This is a genomic window from Vicinamibacteria bacterium, assembly GCA_035570235.1.
In the GTDB taxonomy this organism is placed as follows: domain Bacteria; phylum Acidobacteriota; class Vicinamibacteria; order Fen-336; family Fen-336; genus DATMML01.
Genome location: DATMML010000137.1, coordinates 140,193 through 154,728, shown reverse-complemented (window position 1 = coordinate 154,728; position 14,536 = coordinate 140,193). Strand labels below are relative to the sequence as shown.

General features: G+C 68.7%; 11 protein-coding genes. 5 read left to right on the top strand and 6 right to left on the bottom strand.

Annotated elements, in window-relative coordinates; translation table 11 throughout:
- Positions 1–117: 117 nt before the first annotated feature.
- The 6 genes from VN461_24175 to folK all read right to left on the bottom strand — a co-directional run bounded on the left by VN461_24175 (position 118) and on the right by folK (position 6,554).
- Positions 118–654, bottom strand: a complete 537-nt coding sequence (locus VN461_24175) for a hypothetical protein (GenBank protein HXB57881.1) — start codon at positions 652–654, stop codon at positions 118–120.
- A gap of 342 nt (positions 655–996) precedes the next feature.
- Positions 997–2,808: an ABC transporter ATP-binding protein gene (locus VN461_24170; GenBank protein ID HXB57880.1), complete on the bottom strand. Its 1,812-nt coding sequence runs from the start codon at positions 2,806–2,808 to the stop codon at positions 997–999.
- Positions 2,805–4,547, bottom strand: a complete 1,743-nt coding sequence (locus VN461_24165) for an ABC transporter ATP-binding protein (GenBank protein HXB57879.1) — start codon at positions 4,545–4,547, stop codon at positions 2,805–2,807. The genes VN461_24170 and VN461_24165 overlap by 4 nt, the downstream gene beginning before the upstream one ends.
- Complete coding sequence (locus VN461_24160; GenBank protein HXB57878.1) at positions 4,544–5,353, bottom strand: hypothetical protein; 810 nt, start codon at positions 5,351–5,353, stop codon at positions 4,544–4,546. Before VN461_24160 ends, VN461_24165 begins: the two co-directional genes overlap by 4 nt.
- A gap of 53 nt (positions 5,354–5,406) precedes the next feature.
- Entirely contained in the window at positions 5,407–6,048 is a 642-nt protein-coding gene (locus VN461_24155; GenBank protein ID HXB57877.1) for a deoxynucleoside kinase, read from the bottom strand.
- The gene (gene folK / locus VN461_24150) at positions 6,048–6,554 is read right to left on the bottom strand and encodes a 2-amino-4-hydroxy-6-hydroxymethyldihydropteridine diphosphokinase (GenBank protein ID HXB57876.1); all 507 of its coding nucleotides are present in this window, start codon (positions 6,552–6,554) and stop codon (positions 6,048–6,050) included. The genes VN461_24155 and folK overlap by 1 nt, the downstream gene beginning before the upstream one ends.
- A 152-nt stretch (positions 6,555–6,706) precedes the next feature.
- On the opposite strand from folK, the gene VN461_24145 reads away from it, so the two are divergent.
- Genes VN461_24145 through VN461_24125 form a run of 5 tightly spaced genes read left to right on the top strand, consistent with a single transcriptional unit; the run spans position 6,707 to position 14,495 of the window.
- Positions 6,707–7,357: a TetR/AcrR family transcriptional regulator gene (locus VN461_24145; protein ID HXB57875.1), complete on the top strand. Its 651-nt coding sequence runs from the start codon at positions 6,707–6,709 to the stop codon at positions 7,355–7,357.
- Positions 7,354–9,153: a long-chain fatty acid--CoA ligase gene (locus tag VN461_24140; GenBank protein HXB57874.1), complete on the top strand. Its 1,800-nt coding sequence runs from the start codon at positions 7,354–7,356 to the stop codon at positions 9,151–9,153. The genes VN461_24145 and VN461_24140 overlap by 4 nt, the downstream gene beginning before the upstream one ends.
- Before the next feature lie 12 nt (positions 9,154–9,165).
- Entirely contained in the window at positions 9,166–11,502 is a 2,337-nt protein-coding gene (locus VN461_24135; protein HXB57873.1) for a 3-hydroxyacyl-CoA dehydrogenase NAD-binding domain-containing protein, read from the top strand.
- A gap of 15 nt (positions 11,503–11,517) precedes the next feature.
- A complete protein-coding gene (locus VN461_24130) occupies positions 11,518–12,687 on the top strand; it encodes an acetyl-CoA C-acyltransferase (protein ID HXB57872.1) in 1,170 nt (389 codons plus the stop codon).
- Between the two features lie 17 nt (positions 12,688–12,704).
- Positions 12,705–14,495: an acyl-CoA dehydrogenase family protein gene (locus VN461_24125; GenBank protein ID HXB57871.1), complete on the top strand. Its 1,791-nt coding sequence runs from the start codon at positions 12,705–12,707 to the stop codon at positions 14,493–14,495.
- Positions 14,496–14,536: the final 41 nt, after the last annotated feature.

Sequence of the window (14,536 nt, the reverse complement as noted above, 5' to 3'; positions counted from 1 at the left end):
TCCCGAGTGGCTCGGGGAACCGCGCTTAGAACAGCGGGGAGCAGCGAGAGCTCCCCTGAACTCTGCGGGTCGGGCGAAGCTCCGCCGACCTAATGACGCTTCCGCCTTTCTCGCAGGTCAGCGGTGCAAGATGCCGGTGAGTTCCCCGTGAACCTGCCCCCGGAGCGACCCCTGCGACTGGTCCTGGGGCGACCGCGACGCCAAAGCCGGGCAGGTCGCGGAGCTTAAGAGCACCTGGGCCGACACCGACTCGTTCTGGTCGGCTGCGTTAGCGATGATCAGGACGTACGAGCCCGCGGCCACGTTGGATGCCGAGCCCTTCAACGGCTTTGGAGGAGAAACCAAGCTGAGCAAGAAATTGCAGGCTGCGGCCTTGAACTGATCGAAGCTGCAGGGTCCCTGCGCGATGAACACCCCCACCTTGCTCGAGGCGAACGTCCAGTCCAGGGTGACATCCAGCCGGCCGGTCGTGGGCGCTGTGATCGACTCAAAATCCGCGACGTGGGCGGGAAGTGCACCCGCTCCTTGGAAAACCGAGGCCTGGGTGCAAGGCACAGGGGTTGGAGTCGGCGCTACCATGGTCGGACCGCTGCTACCGCAGGCGGGCAGCAACAGAGCCGCGAGCAGGCTCGCGGTCCAATAGGGATTCCGCATGAAATCCTCCTCGATCTCGGTCAGAGATCAGAATGGAGGGATTGCCAGGGTTCCCGAGTCTACCCGTACGCCCGCCGAGGGCCGTTGTCAAACAGATTCTCAACAAATTCACGAGCCGGGTCAGGGCGAGGGGGAAGGCCCTGAGTCGCAGGGCCCTTTCGCCGTCATGACCGCCGCGACGGCCCCTGCCCAACCCTGACCAGGGGGAGGACGCCTCGGGCCGCTTCCTTGCGGACGCCTGCCGGTCAGGCTTCCGAGCAGGGGAGGAAGCCCCGAACGTTTGGCAAGGGGACACCTTCCCGGCCCACCGAGACCCGGGTCACCGGGGGGCGATCCGCGGCGCTAGGCCGTAGCTTCCGCCGGGCCGCTCACCCGCAGTTCCTGGTCCTTGTACTGGAGCTGGTAGAGGCGCCAGTAGAGTCCGCGCTCGGCCAGGAGCTCCTGGTGCGTGCCCCGCTCTCGGATCCGGCCCTTGTGCATGACCAGGATCTCGTCCACGTTCTGGATGGTGGAGAGCCGGTGGGCGATCACGATCGCGGTCCTCCCCTTAAGAAGCACCCGGAGCGCGTCCTGGATGAGCTGCTCGGTCTCGGTGTCCACGGAGGACGTGGCCTCGTCCAGGACGAGGACCTGGGGGTCGTGGGCGAGGGCGCGGGCGAAGGAGAGGAGCTGCTTCTGTCCCACGGAGAGGGTGGCCCCGCGCTCCTTGACCTCGGTCTCATAGCCCTGGGGCAGGGCTTCGATGAAGTGGTGGGCGTGGACGGCCCGCGCCGCCTCCCGCACCCGCTCTTCGGGGATGGCCGAGCCCAGGCGGATGTTGGAGGCGATGGTCCCGCTGAAGAGGTGCACGTCCTGGAGCACGAGGGCGAGCGAGGACCTGAGCTGCGCGGGGGGGAGCTCGCGGATGTCTACCCCGTCCAAGGTGATGCGGCCCCGGGCCACGTCGTAGAAGCGGGTGAGGAGGCTGATGATCGAGGTCTTGCCCGCGCCCGTGGCCCCCACCAGGGCCACGCTCCGCCCCGGCTCCACCGCGAAGTCGATGTCCTTCAGGACCCACTCCTGGCCGGAGTAGGCGAACCACACCCCTTCGAAGGCCACCCGGCCCGCGACCTCGGGGAGGGCGCGGGCTCCGGCGCGGCCCGCCACCTGGGCCTCCGTGTCCAGGAGCAGGAAGATTCGCTCCGAGGAGGCCATGGCCGCTTGCAGGATGTTGAACTTCTCGGAGAGGTCGGAGATCGGCCGCCAGAAGCGCTCCGAGTACTGGATGAATGCCACGAGCACGCCCAGGGTCACCGTCCCCCGGAGCACGCCCTCGCCCCCGTAGAGAATGATGAGGGCGATGGCGAGGGCGGCCAGGAGCTCGATGGCGGGGTAGAAGACCGCGTAATAGAAGATGGCGGTCATGTTGGCGTCGGCGTGCTTGCGGTTGATGGCCGCGAAGGCGAGAGTGTTCCGCTCCTCGCGCCGGAACAGCTGAACCACGCTCATCCCGGAGAGGTTCTCCTGGAGGAAGGCGTTGATGCGGGCCACCCAGCGGCGGGTCTCCCGGAAGGACTCCCGCGCCCCCTTGCGGAACCAGTTGGTGAGCAGGAAGAAGAGGGGGATGACGGCAAAAGTCACCAGGGCCAGCCGGAGGTCGAGGGCGAGCATGACCCCCATGATGCCGAAGAGGGTGAAGAGGTCGCCGAATACGGTCACCACCCCGGAGGTGAAGAGCTCGTTCACCGCATCCACGTCGGTGGTGACCCGGGTCATGAGCCGACCCACGGGGTTCTTGTCGAAGTAGGCCACGTGCAGCCGCTGGAGGTGGCCGAAGATCTCCCGCCTCATGTCCTGCATGACCCGCTGCCCGGTCATCTGCAGGATGAACATCTGGGCGAAGCGCACGCCGAGGCCGGCGAGGAGGGCGAGGAGGTAGAGGCCGGCCACCCACCGCAGCCCGGCTGCGTCCCCCTTGGCGATGTGGCCGTCGATGGCCACCTTGGTAAGGTAAGGGCCCACGAGGTCCAGTCCCGCCATGACCAGGATGAGCAGGAAGGAGACAGCCACCGCCGCCTTGTAGGGCCCCAGGTACTTGAGGAGGCGGACGAGCAGCTTCCAGTCGTAGCTCTTGGGCGCGACGGGGTCGTCCTCGTGGAAGCCGGCCGCGCTCATGCCGTCTCCATCTCCTCCTCCAGCAGCTGCCTACGATGGAGGTCGGCGTAGAAGCCGCCCTGGGCCACGAGCTCGTCATGGGTCCCGCGCTCCACGATCCGGCCTTCGCGCAGGACCACGATGAGATCGGCATCCTTGACCGTGGACACGCGGTGCGAGACCAGGAAGGTGGTGCGGGTCCGCATCACGCCCCGAAGCCCCTTCAGGATCTCCTCCTCCGTCTCCGTGTCCACCGCGGCCAGGGTGTCGTCGAGGACGAGGATCCGGGGGTCGGTGGCGAGGGCGCGGGAGAGGGCGGTCCGCTGCTTTTGTCCCCCGGAGAGGGTGATGCCCCGCTCCCCCACGAAAGTCCCGTAGCCCTGGGGGAAGTCGGCGACATCCTTGGCGAGCTGAGCGATCCCCGCCGCCCATTCCGGGCGCCCGTCGTCGCCTCCCGGGATCCCGAAGCCGATGTTCTCGCGGATGGTGTCGGAGAAGAGGAAGCTCTCCTGGGGCACGAAGCCGACGGTGCCGCGGAGCAGGGCCAGGGGGACCTCGCGCACGTCGTGCCCGTCCACGAACACGGTGCCGGGGGGCGCGTCGTAGAGGCGGGGGATCAGGCTCACCAGCGTGCTCTTGCCGGCCCCCGTGGGGCCCACCACCGCCACCGTCGTGCCCGCGGGCACCTTCAGGTCGACGTCCGTGAGGACAGGGTGCCCGTTGTAGGAGAAGGTCAGTCCGCGGAACTCCACCTCCCCCCGGAGAGCGGTCAGGGGGGCGGGGCGCTCGTCCCGAATCTCCGGGACCGCGTCCAGGAGGTAGTTGATACGGCCCATGGAGGCCTCGCCCCTCTCGAAGAGGTTCACCACCCAGCCGAGCGCGATCATGGGCCAGTTCAGCATGGCCAGGTAGGCCCCGAAGGCCACGAACTGGCCGAGGGTGATCGTGCCCGCGACCACTAGCCGCCCCCCCAGCCAGAGCACGGTCACCGCCCCCAGCCCCATGAAGAACTGGATCCCGGGATAGAGGACCCCGGTCAGGCGGATGAGGCGGCGGTTCCGCTCCACGTACTCCCGGTTCGCGCCCGCGAAACGCTCCTCCTCGTGCGGTTCCTGCACGTAGGCCCGTACCACCCGCGCCCCCGAGAGGTTCTCCTGCACGAGCGCGTTCAGGGCGGAGAGCTGCGCCTGCACGGCCTCGAAATGGTCATGGATCCGGCGGCCGAAGTGCCGGACGAGGATGGAGACGAGGAGGAGGGGAAGGAGGGCGAGCCCCGTCAGCCGGGGGCTGATGGCGAGCATGAGCGTCACCGTGGCCGTGAAGGTAGCTACGAGGTTGGCGGTGTACATGATCCCGGGCCCCAACACCATGCGCACCGCGGACATGTCGTTGGTGGCCCGGCTCATGATGTCCCCGATGCGGTTCCGCTGGTAGTAGCGGGGGGCCATCAAGGTGAGGTGGGAGAAGAGGTCGTTGCGGAGCTCGTACTCGATCTCGCGGCTGATTCCGATGAGGACCATGCGCATGAGGTAGCGGAAGACGCCCTCCACCAGCACCAGGCCCACGATGAGGCCCGAGTAGAGGTAGAGCTTCTGCCGGGTCACGGTCGCGGTCAGGTCGTCGATGGCGTGGCGCAGCACCCAGGGGCTGGCCACGGAGAAGCCGGTGGTGAAGAGCAGGCAGAGAATTCCCCCCACCACTCCTTTGCGGTGCCGGCCAAGATAGGGAAGGAGCCGGCGGAGGTGGGGCAGGGTCCTCAACGACGCGGGGGTGCGGCCAGGCCGGCCGCGCGCGCCGACAACCGCGCGGCCTTCCGCTCTCGGTCCAGGGCATGGCTGGCCCGGAGCAGGTGGGGCAGGTTCTCCTTCTCCCAGGCCAGAGCCTCGCGGTGCCACGGGTAGCGCGCCTCCGCCTGGCGGAAGGCACGGGAGTGGTAGACGGTCCGGCCGGCGCGGTCGGGCACGCCCCCCAGGCGGTGGTGCAGCATCTCGTGGTAGACGACGCTCTCCAGGAAGTAGAGGGGGACGTCGCGGCGGTCGAGCACGGGGTGGATGCGGACGAGTCCGAGCACGGGGTCGTAGCTCCCGAAGGTGAGCCCCCCCCGCCGGGCGCGTCCGCTGCCGCGGCCCCAGGTGATAGGCACCTTCAGCTTGCCCGCGAAGAAGCGTTCGTTCAGGCGCCGGTAGATCACGTTCAGATCGTGCGCCCGGCCCACGCTCTGCAGGGGCGGCAGCGCGCGCGGCGTCCGCCGCACCCGGTGTAGGTTGTCGTTCATGAAGCGCCGCACCTCCCCGTCCGCGCTGCGGCTGGTGCGGCGAAGGCTGCGGGCCAGCGCGCGCACCACCAGGGGCGAGGCGTGGAGGAACATCCGGTGGAGGCGAAGCTGGATCCCGCCCCCCGCGCGCCTGAAGGAGAGCAGCACGGAGCGGTTCTCGGTGAGGGTCAGGGAGAGCGAGCGTGCGCACTCGCGGCCGAGGGCCGCCTCCAGGGCGCACACATCCCAGAGGGGGGTGTCGTCGAAGGGCAGCTTGAGCTGCCGGGGTCGGGATCCGGGGGCAAGGCCCATGGAAAACCTGGAACAGGATTACTCAGGGGCGGGGCAAGGTCAAGCCGCCAGCGTCATCCTTTCGAGCCCCGGGGGACGTAGTACTGGGTCCCCTTGCCCATGCTCTTGATTTGCTTGACGAGATCGTCTACGTCTTCCGCCCGCTTGTCGAAATCCACGTCCGCGGTGTTGACCACCAGGAGCGGAGTCTGGCCGTAGTGGAAGAAGTAGTAGTTGTAGGCGCGGTTCACTTCCGCCAGGTACTCTTCGGAGAGGCGGGTCTCCTCGGGCCGCCCCCGGGTGCGGATGCGCTTCATCAGCACCTCGGTGGGGGCCTGGAGGTAGACGACGAGGTCAGGGCGGGGCACCCCCTCCGCGAGCAGTCCAAAGAGCTTCTCGTAGATAAGCAGCTCGCTGTCCTCCAGGTTCAGATAGGCGAAGATCCGGCTCTTCTCGAACAGGTAGTCGGAGAGGGTGACGGTCGAGAACAGGTTCCGCTGCAGCAGCTCTTGCTGCTGGCGGTAGCGGGAGAGGAGGAAGAAGAGCTCCACTTGGAAGGGAGCCCCGGGAGCCCCGTCGTAGAACGGCTTCAGGAAGGGGTTCTGTCCCCACTCCTCGAGGGTGGTGGTGGCCTCCAGCCGCTCCGCCAGCCTCTCCACCACCGTGGTCTTGCCCACCCCGATCACGCCCTCCACCGCGATGTAGTGGAAGGGCATCAGGCCCGCGTCTCCAGCCGCGGTTGGAGACGCACCTCCGAGGGGTCCGTGCAGAGACGCGCGAGCTCGAGCACGGTCTTGCCCAGGACTGGATGCACGACCGTGGGCGCGATCTCGGCCAGGGGCGCGAGCACGAACCGGCGCTCGTGCAGGCGGGGGTGGGGGAGGACGAGGCCGGGGCCCCGCCGCTGCTCCTGGCCGTAGAGGAGCAGGTCGATGTCGATCGTGCGGGGTCCGTGCCGGACATCCCGCACCCGCCCCATCACCCGCTCCACATCCAGGCAGGCCGCGAGCAGTTCCTCGGGGGAGAGCGCGCTCTCCCCCTCCAGAACCTCGTTCAGGAACCAGCCCTGGGGCGGCCCCCCTACCGGCTCCGTGAGGTAGAGGGCGCTCTCCCCCCGGCGCGTGAAGCCGCGCTCCTCGAGGAGGCGGCCCGCCCGCTGGAGAGCGGCCTCGCGGTCGCCCAGGTTGGAGCCGAGACCGAGGAAGACGCGGGGCCGGGCCATGGATCAAGGGAGACTACCGCAGCGGTCCGCCCTCGGCAATCGACCCCCTGCGGGCGGGCCCGGGCGCGCCCGCGAAGGGGACGGGCTTGACAGCCCCCGCCGCCCCTGGCCATACTGAATGGCGGTTCATTCATCGCCGCCCCCGAGGCGCCATGGCCCGGCCCCGTACGGACGACAAGCGCAAGCGCATCCTCCAGGCGGCGGTGAAGGTCTTCGCGCGCCGGGGCTACTTCGGAGCGCGGGTGTCGGAGATCGCCAAGCGGGCGGGGGTTGCGGACGGCACCATCTACCTCTACTTCCGCAACAAGGAGGACATCCTCGTCCGTCTCTTCGACGAGGTGATGACCGAGCACCTGGAAAAGGCCCGCGCGGCCCTGCGCGCGGTGCCGGGGGCGCCCGCTCGCCTGCGCGCCATCGCCGAACACCACCTCCGGGTCCTGGGCAGCAATCGGGACCTGGCCGTGGTCTTCCAGGTCGAGCTCCGCCAGTCCGTCAAGTTCATGGAGCGCTTCACCGCTTCCTGGCTCCAGGACTATTTCGCGCTCGTGAAGCAGGTCATCGAGGAGGGCCAGCGCGACGGCAGCCTGCGCTCCGACCTCCCCCGCAAGGTGGCGACCAAGGCCTTTTTCGGCGCCCTCGACGAGATGGTGACTTCCTGGATCATCGGCGGCAAGGGCTACGATCTCAGCCCCCTTGCCGCCTCCGTGGTGGATCTCTTCCTTCGCGGGGCGGCGGCGTCCCGAAGGGTGGCCCACGTCCGCCCGGCCCTGGCCGCGGTGGCGTCGGGGCGGGGAGGCAAATGATGGAGGTCCGCACCCTCTGCGACATCTTCTACTATTCCGTGGAGACCTACCGTAAGAGCGAGCACCTCAAGGTCAAGCGGGGGGGAGAGTGGCGGGCCATCAGCTCCGCCGAGTTCCTCTCCGCGGTAGAGGAGCTCTCCCTGGGCCTCCGGGCCCTGGGGGTGGAGAAGGGCGACCGCGTGGCCATCCTCTCCGAGAACCGGCCGGAGTGGGCCTACGCCGATCTCGCCGCCCTCACCGCGGGTGCCACGGACGCCCCCATCTATTCCACCCTCACCCCGCCCCAGGTGCTCTACATCCTGAACGACAGCGAGTCGAAGGTGGTTTTCGTATCCAACGCCGTCCAAGCCGCGAAGGTGGCGGAGGTACGCGGGCAGGCCCGCGGCCTCCGGCACGTGATCCGCATGGACGAGGCCCCCTTCGAGGGCACGCTCTCCCTGGAGGAAGTCCGGGCCCAGGGGCGCGCCGCCCTGGGCCGGGACAAGGACGCGGTGAAGCGGCGGGCGGCGGAGGTGAAGCCCGACGACCTCGCGACCCTCATCTACACGTCCGGCACCACCGGCGATCCCAAGGGGGTGATGCTCACCCACGCCAACCTGGTCTCCAACGTACTGGCCTCGAGCAAGGCCTTCACCGGCTTCGGCCCCCACGACACCGCGCTCTCCTTCCTCCCCCTTTGCCACAGCTTCGAGCGCACCGCCGGCCACAACTTCATGCTCTACGCGGGGGCGACCATCGCCTACGCGGAGAGCGTGGAGAAGGTGCCCGACAACATGCTCGAGGTACGGCCCACCGTCATGTGCTCCGTGCCGCGCCTTTACGAGAAGATGTACGCCCGGATCAACGAGAAGGTGGCCGCGGATCCGCCCCTGCGCCGGCGAATCTTCCGCTGGGCGATGGGGGTGGGGCGGAGGGTCTTCCGCCACACCGTGCAGGGCACCCCCCCCGGCCTCCTCCTCCGCCTCCAGTTTGCCCTCGCCGACAAACTCGTATTCTCCAAGATCAAGGCCCGAACGGGGGGTCGGCTCCGGGTCTTCATATCCGGGGGAGCCCCCCTCGCCCGCGAAATCGCGGAGTTCTTCGGGGCGGCGGGCATGCTCATCCTCGAAGGCTACGGACTCACGGAGACGAGCCCGGTCATCTCCGTGAACCGTGAGGACCGGCTCAAGCCGGGCACGGTGGGAGTCCCCATCGAGGGGGTGGAGGTGAAGATCGCGGAGGACGGCGAGATCCTGACCCGCGGCCCCCATGTGATGAAGGGCTACTACAAGAAGGTAGAGGCCACCGCGGAGGCCATCGACAAGGAGGGCTGGTTTCACACCGGCGACATCGGGATCATCGACGGGGACGGCTTCCTCGTGATCACCGACCGCAAGAAGGACATCCTGGTCACTTCGGGAGGGAAGAAAATCGCCCCCCAGCCGATCGAGAACCGGATCAAGACCAACCCCTTCTTCGCGGAGATCGTGATGATCGGCAACTGCCGCAACTTCCCCTCCGCCCTCGTGGTCCCCAACTTCGAGCAGCTGGAGAGGTGGGCGCGCGCGAAGGGGATCGCCTTCCAGAGCCGCGAGGAGCTGGTGGGAAACGCCCAGGTGGCGGCCCACTACGAGGAGCTGATCGCGCAGCTGTCCCAGGACCTCGCCCAATTCGAGAAGATCAAGAAGGTGTCGCTCCTCACCCGGGAGTTCAGCCTGGAGGCGGGAGAGCTGACCCCGACCCTCAAGGTCAAGCGCCGGGTGGTGGAGGAGAAGTACAAGGCCGCCATCGACCGGATGTACCAGGCGACCGCCTAGCGGGAAGCGAGCGTGAGGACCCATATCCAGAAGACGGTCGTGTTGGGGGCGGGGACCATGGGGGCGCAGCTGGCGGCCCACCTCGTCGCCCAGGGCATGGAGGTCGTGCTTCTGGACATGGCCGCCACGGGGGAGCGGAGCGCGCTCGCCCGGAGGGGCATCGACGGCCTCCGCAAGCTGAAGCCGAGCCCCCTCCACCTCGCGGAGCACGCGTCCTCCATCCGCCCCGGGAACTTCGAGGACGATTGGGGGGAGCTCCGGGACGCGGACTGGGTCCTGGAGGCGGTGGTCGAGGACCTGGACGTCAAGCGCCAGCTCCTGGCGCGGGTGGCCCCCGCGGTCACGAAGAGCTCGGTCGTCACCACCAACACCTCGGGGCTCGGCATCGGGGCCCTCGGCTCCGCCCTGCCCGCCGACCTCCGGAAGCGCTTCCTCGGCACCCACTTCTTCAACCCCCCCCGCTACCTCAAGCTGCTGGAGACCATCCCCGGCCCCGATACGGACCCCGCCGTCCTGGCCGCGATGGAGGCCTTCGGCGAGGAGGTCCTGGGCAAGGGTGTGGTCCGCTGCAAGGACACGCCCAACTTCATCGGCAACCGCATCGGCGCCTACGGCTTCGGCGTGGTTCTGCAGGCCATGATGGACCTGGACTTCACCCTCGAGGAGGTGGACGCGCTCACTGGCCCCGCCATCGGCCGGGCCAAGAGCGCCACCTTCCGCACCGCCGACATCGCGGGGGTGGACGTCTGCGCCAGGGTGGCGGCAAACATCTACCCGGCCGTCCCCCATGACCCCGAGCGGGAGGCCTTCAAGGTGCCCGGCTTCGTGTCGGCCATGGTCGAGAGGAAGTGGCTAGGGGAGAAGACGGGGGGGGGCTTCTACCGCAAAGTGGGCGGCGAGATCCGAACCCTGGACTGGAAGACGCTGGAGTACCGCGAGCGGAAGAAAGCCCGCTTCCCCTCCTTGGAAGCGGCCCTGGCCCAGGGAGACCCCGTTGCCCGCGTGCGGCAGATCCTGGCCGGGAACGACGCGGCGGGGGCGTTTTTGTGGCGAGCGCTCTCCTCCATTTCCCTTTACGCCGCCTCCCTCGTGCCCGAGATCTCGGACGATGTGGTCTCGATCGACCGGGCCCTGGAGTGGGGCTACGGCTGGGGCCACGGTCCCTTCCGCCTCCTGGACGCTCTGGGGGTGGGGGCGGTCGTCGAGCGGACCCGGGGGGAGGGGCGTAAGATCCCGCCCCTCCTGGAGCGCTTCCTTGCCTCTGGGCGCCGGAGCTTCTACGAGAGCAAGGAGGCTGGCCCAAGCGTCTTCGGACCCGAGGGCGTCCGCCCGCTGCCCCCGCGGCCGGGGGTGATCGAGCTTGGGGCGGTGAGGGCGGGCGGGGGGCTCCGGAAGAAGAACCCGGGGGCCAGCCTCCTCGACCTTGGCGACGGCTGCGCGCTCGTGGAGTTCCACTCCAAGATGAACGCGCTGGGGGCCGACGCTACCCTCATGCTGCAGGCCGCCCTGAAGGAGGCCACGGCCCATTTCGATTGCCTGGTGGTAGGCAACCAGGGCGAGCAGTTCAGCGTGGGCGCCAACCTCATGCTCGTCCTCTTGGCCGCGCAGGAGGAGGAGTGGGAGGAGCTGGACCAGATGATCCGCCAGTTCCAGGCCACGAGCCTGGCCCTCAAGTACGCGCAGGTGCCGGTGGTGGCGGCGCCTTTCGGCCTCACCCTGGGCGGAGGCTGCGAGGTGGCCCTGCACGCCACCCGCGTGCGCGCCTCGGCCGAGACTTACATGGGCCTGGTCGAAGTGGGGGTGGGAGTGATCCCCGCGGGGGGCGGGGCCAAGGAGCTTGCCCTGCGCGCCCACGACCGCTGCCTCGGGGTGGAGGGGGCCGACCCCTTCCCCTTCATCAAGCGCGCCTTCGACCAGATCGCCTTCGCCCGCGTCTCCACCTCGGGGGCGGAGGCGCAGCGGATGTTCCTCACCCCCGCTGACTCCCTCTCCCCGAACCCCGACCGCCTGATCGCGGACGCCAAGGAGGTGGCCCGGGGCCTCGTCCGCTCCGGTCATCGCCCGGGGCGCCCCCGCTCCGCGGTCCCCGTGCTGGGGAGGCCCGCCCTGGCCACCTTCAAGATGGGGATCCACAACGCCCAGCGCGGGGGTCAGATCAGCGAGCACGACGCGCTCGTGGCCACCCACGTGGCGAGCGTCCTCTGCGGGGGGGACCGCGCCCCGGGGGTGGCGAGCGAGCAGCACTTCTTGGACCTCGAGCGCGAGGCTTTCCTCTCCCTCCTCGGCACCGCCAAGACCCGGGAGCGGATCCAGCACATGCTGAAGGAAGGTAAGCCGCTTCGTAACTGAATGAGAGGTCATTCAATGCCAGACGCGGTGATCGTGAGCAGCGTGCGCACGGCGGTGGGCAAGGCGGGCCGGGGCACCCTGCGCCAGACCCGGCCCGACGACCTGGCCGCGGCCGCCATCCGGGGCGCCCTCGCGCGCCTACCGGCGGTGAAGCCGGCGATGGTGGAGGACGTGATCCTGGGCTGCGCCATGCCCGAGGCCGAGCAGGGGATGAACGTGGCGCGCCAGGCCAGCCTGCTCGCGGGCATCCCCTATACGGCGGGGGCCATGACCGTGAACCGGTTCTGCTCTTCCGGCCTCCAGGCCATCGTGCTGGCCGCCCAGGAGATCGAGAGCGGCGAGGCCGAGGTCGTGGTCGCTGGGGGGACGGAGTCCATGAGCCTCGTCCCCATGGGCGGCCACAAGATCGCCCCCAACCCCCTCCTCCTCGAGCGTTACCCGGACAGCTACCTGGGCATGGGCCTGACCGCGGAGCTCGTGGCCCGGAAGTACGGGATCGATCGGGAACGCTCCGACGTCTTCTCCCTCGCCTCCCACCGGAAGGCCCTGGCCGCCATCGCGGCCGGCAAGTTCAAGGACGAGATCGTGCCCCTGCCCGTGACCCTCGCGGGGGACAACGGCGACAAGCCCCGAAGCGTCGACTTCGACACCGACGAGGGTCCCCGCCCGGACACCGACCTTCTCGCCCTCGCCAAGCTCAAGCCCGCCTTCGCCGCCGACGGCATCGTCACCGCAGGGAACTCCTCCCAGATGTCGGACGGGGCGGCGGCCACGGTCGTGATGTCGGCGTCCCGCGCGAAGGAGCTGGGACTGCGGCCCCTCGCGCGCCTCCGGGCCTATGCGGTCGCGGGGGTGCCGCCGGAGATCATGGGCATCGGGCCCGTGGAAGCTATCCCCAAGGCGCTCCGCCAGGCCGGGCTCAAGCTCGCGAACATCGAGCTCGTGGAGCTGAACGAGGCCTTCGCCTGCCAGGCCTTGGCCGTGATCGAGGCCCTGGGCCTCGATCCCGCGCGGGTGAACGTCAACGGGGGAGCGGTGGCCCTGGGTCATCCCCTGGGGTGCACGGGGGCCAAGCTCACCGCCCAGATCCTGGCTGAGATGCAGCGGAGGAAAGCCGGTTACGGCCTCGTGACCATGTGCGTGGGAGGGGGCATGGGCGCGGCCGGGATCTTCGAGAGGCTCTGAACGGAGGAAGGAAGACAATGGCTACCGATACCAAAGTCCCCGTCGTGGCCGCCAAGGGCGGCAGCTTCTTAATAGAGGACCGGGCCCCGGAGGAGGTCTTCACGCCCGAGGACTTTACCGAGGAGCAGCGCATGATCGGGGAGACCGCGGCCGAGTTCATGGAGAAGGAGATGGTCCCCCGCCTTCCCGAGATCCTGGCCTTGAAATACGAGACCACCCGCGCGCTCCTGAAGAAGGCGGGTGAGCTGGGCTTGCTCGGCATCGAGATCCCGGAGGAATACGGCGGTCTGGGCCTGGACAAGGTTTCGGGCTGCCTGGTCTCGGAGAAGTCGGCCCGGGACGGCAGCTTCGCAGTCTCCTTCATGGGTCATACCGGGATCGGGACCCTCCCCATCGTGTATTTCGGTAGCGAGGCGCAGAAAAAGAAGTTCCTACCCAAGCTCGCCTCCGGGGAGTGGATCAGCTCCTACTCGCTCTCCGAGTCCTCCTCCGCCAGCGACGCCATGAACGCCAAGGCCCGGGCCGTGCTCTCCCCGGACGGGAAACACTGGGTCCTGAACGGCGAGAAGATGTGGCTCACCAACGCCGGTTTCGCCGATGTCTACATCACCTTCGCCAAGGTGAACGGCGAGCACTTCACCGCCTTCATCATCGAGAAGGGGAGCCCGGGCGTGAGCCTGGGGGCGGAGGAGAAGAAGACCGGCATCAAGGGCTCGAGCACCCGGCCCCTGATCCTTCAGGACGCCACCATCCCCAAGGAGAACCTCCTGGGGGAGATCGGCAAGGGCCACAAGATCGCCTTCAATATCCTCAACATCGGCCGCTTCAAGCTGGGGGCGGGGGTGACGGGGGGGGCCAAGCTCGCCCTCCGCAACGCGGTGGAGTACGGCAAGTCGCGCCAGGCTTTTGGTCACCCCATCACCGACTTCGGGCTCGTGCGCGAGAAGATCGCGCAGATGTCGATTCTGGTCTACGTGTCGGAGTCCATGGTCTACCGCACGGCGGGCCTGATCGACCGCAACCTCCAGGCTGTGGGCATCAACGACAGCGCGGAGGCCCTGAAGCGCATCGAGGAGTACGACGTGGAGTGCTCCATGGTCAAGGTCTGGTCCTCGGAGATGCTGGACTATGTGGTCGACGAGACGGTTCAGATCTACGGGGGAGCGGGCTACGTGGAGGACTACCCGGCCGAGCGCTTCTGGCGCGATGCGCGGGTGAACCGCATCTTCGAAGGGACCAACGAGATCAATCGCCTCCTCGTGCCCGGCCGCCTCATCCGCAAGGCCATGAAAGGTGACCTGCCGCTATTTCCCAAGGCCATGGCCCTCATGGAGGAGCTCACCGGCGGTCCCGCCACGCCCGTCGCCGACGACGGCTTCCTGGCCGCGGAGGCGAGGATGATGCAGGGGGCGAAGAAGACGTCCCTCATGTGCCTGGGCTTGGCCGTGCAGAAGTACGAGCAGGCGTTAACCGACGAGCAGGAGATCCTGGGCCATTTCGCGGACCTGGCCATGGAGACCTACGCCCTGGAGAGCGCGGTCATCCGCGCGCAGAAGCGGGGCAAAGCAAAGGGCGAGGAGAAGACGCGCCTCTGGGAGGCCGCCGTCCGCTGCTTCGCCCAGGACGCCCTGGACAAGATCGAGGCGGGGGCACGGAGAATCCTGGCCGCGGTGGGGGAGGGCGACACATTGCGCACCTACCTGGCCGCGCTCAAGCGCTTCACCCGCCGTGACCCCGTGAACACGGTGGCGCTCCGGCGGCGGGTAGCGGAGGCCGCCATCGATAGGGTGGGCGGGTACCCGCTGTAGGCCCCCGCCGCGCCCGAGCCGAGGGCGCAGGCGACTTCGTG

Coding starts and splice junctions, on each gene's coding strand:
- VN461_24145 (HXB57875.1), top strand. CDS start 6,707: ATGGCCCGGCCCCGTACGGACGACAAGCGCAAGCGCATCCTCCAGGCG.
- VN461_24125 (HXB57871.1), top strand. CDS start 12,705: ATGGCTACCGATACCAAAGTCCCCGTCGTGGCCGCCAAGGGCGGCAGC.
- VN461_24160 (HXB57878.1), bottom strand. CDS start 5,353: ATGGGCCTTGCCCCCGGATCCCGACCCCGGCAGCTCAAGCTGCCCTTC.
- VN461_24130 (HXB57872.1), top strand. CDS start 11,518: ATGCCAGACGCGGTGATCGTGAGCAGCGTGCGCACGGCGGTGGGCAAG.
- VN461_24155 (HXB57877.1), bottom strand. CDS start 6,048: ATGCCCTTCCACTACATCGCGGTGGAGGGCGTGATCGGGGTGGGCAAG.
- VN461_24170 (HXB57880.1), bottom strand. CDS start 2,808: ATGAGCGCGGCCGGCTTCCACGAGGACGACCCCGTCGCGCCCAAGAGC.
- folK (HXB57876.1), bottom strand. CDS start 6,554: ATGGCCCGGCCCCGCGTCTTCCTCGGTCTCGGCTCCAACCTGGGCGAC.
- VN461_24140 (HXB57874.1), top strand. CDS start 7,354: ATGATGGAGGTCCGCACCCTCTGCGACATCTTCTACTATTCCGTGGAG.
- VN461_24175 (HXB57881.1), bottom strand. CDS start 654: ATGCGGAATCCCTATTGGACCGCGAGCCTGCTCGCGGCTCTGTTGCTG.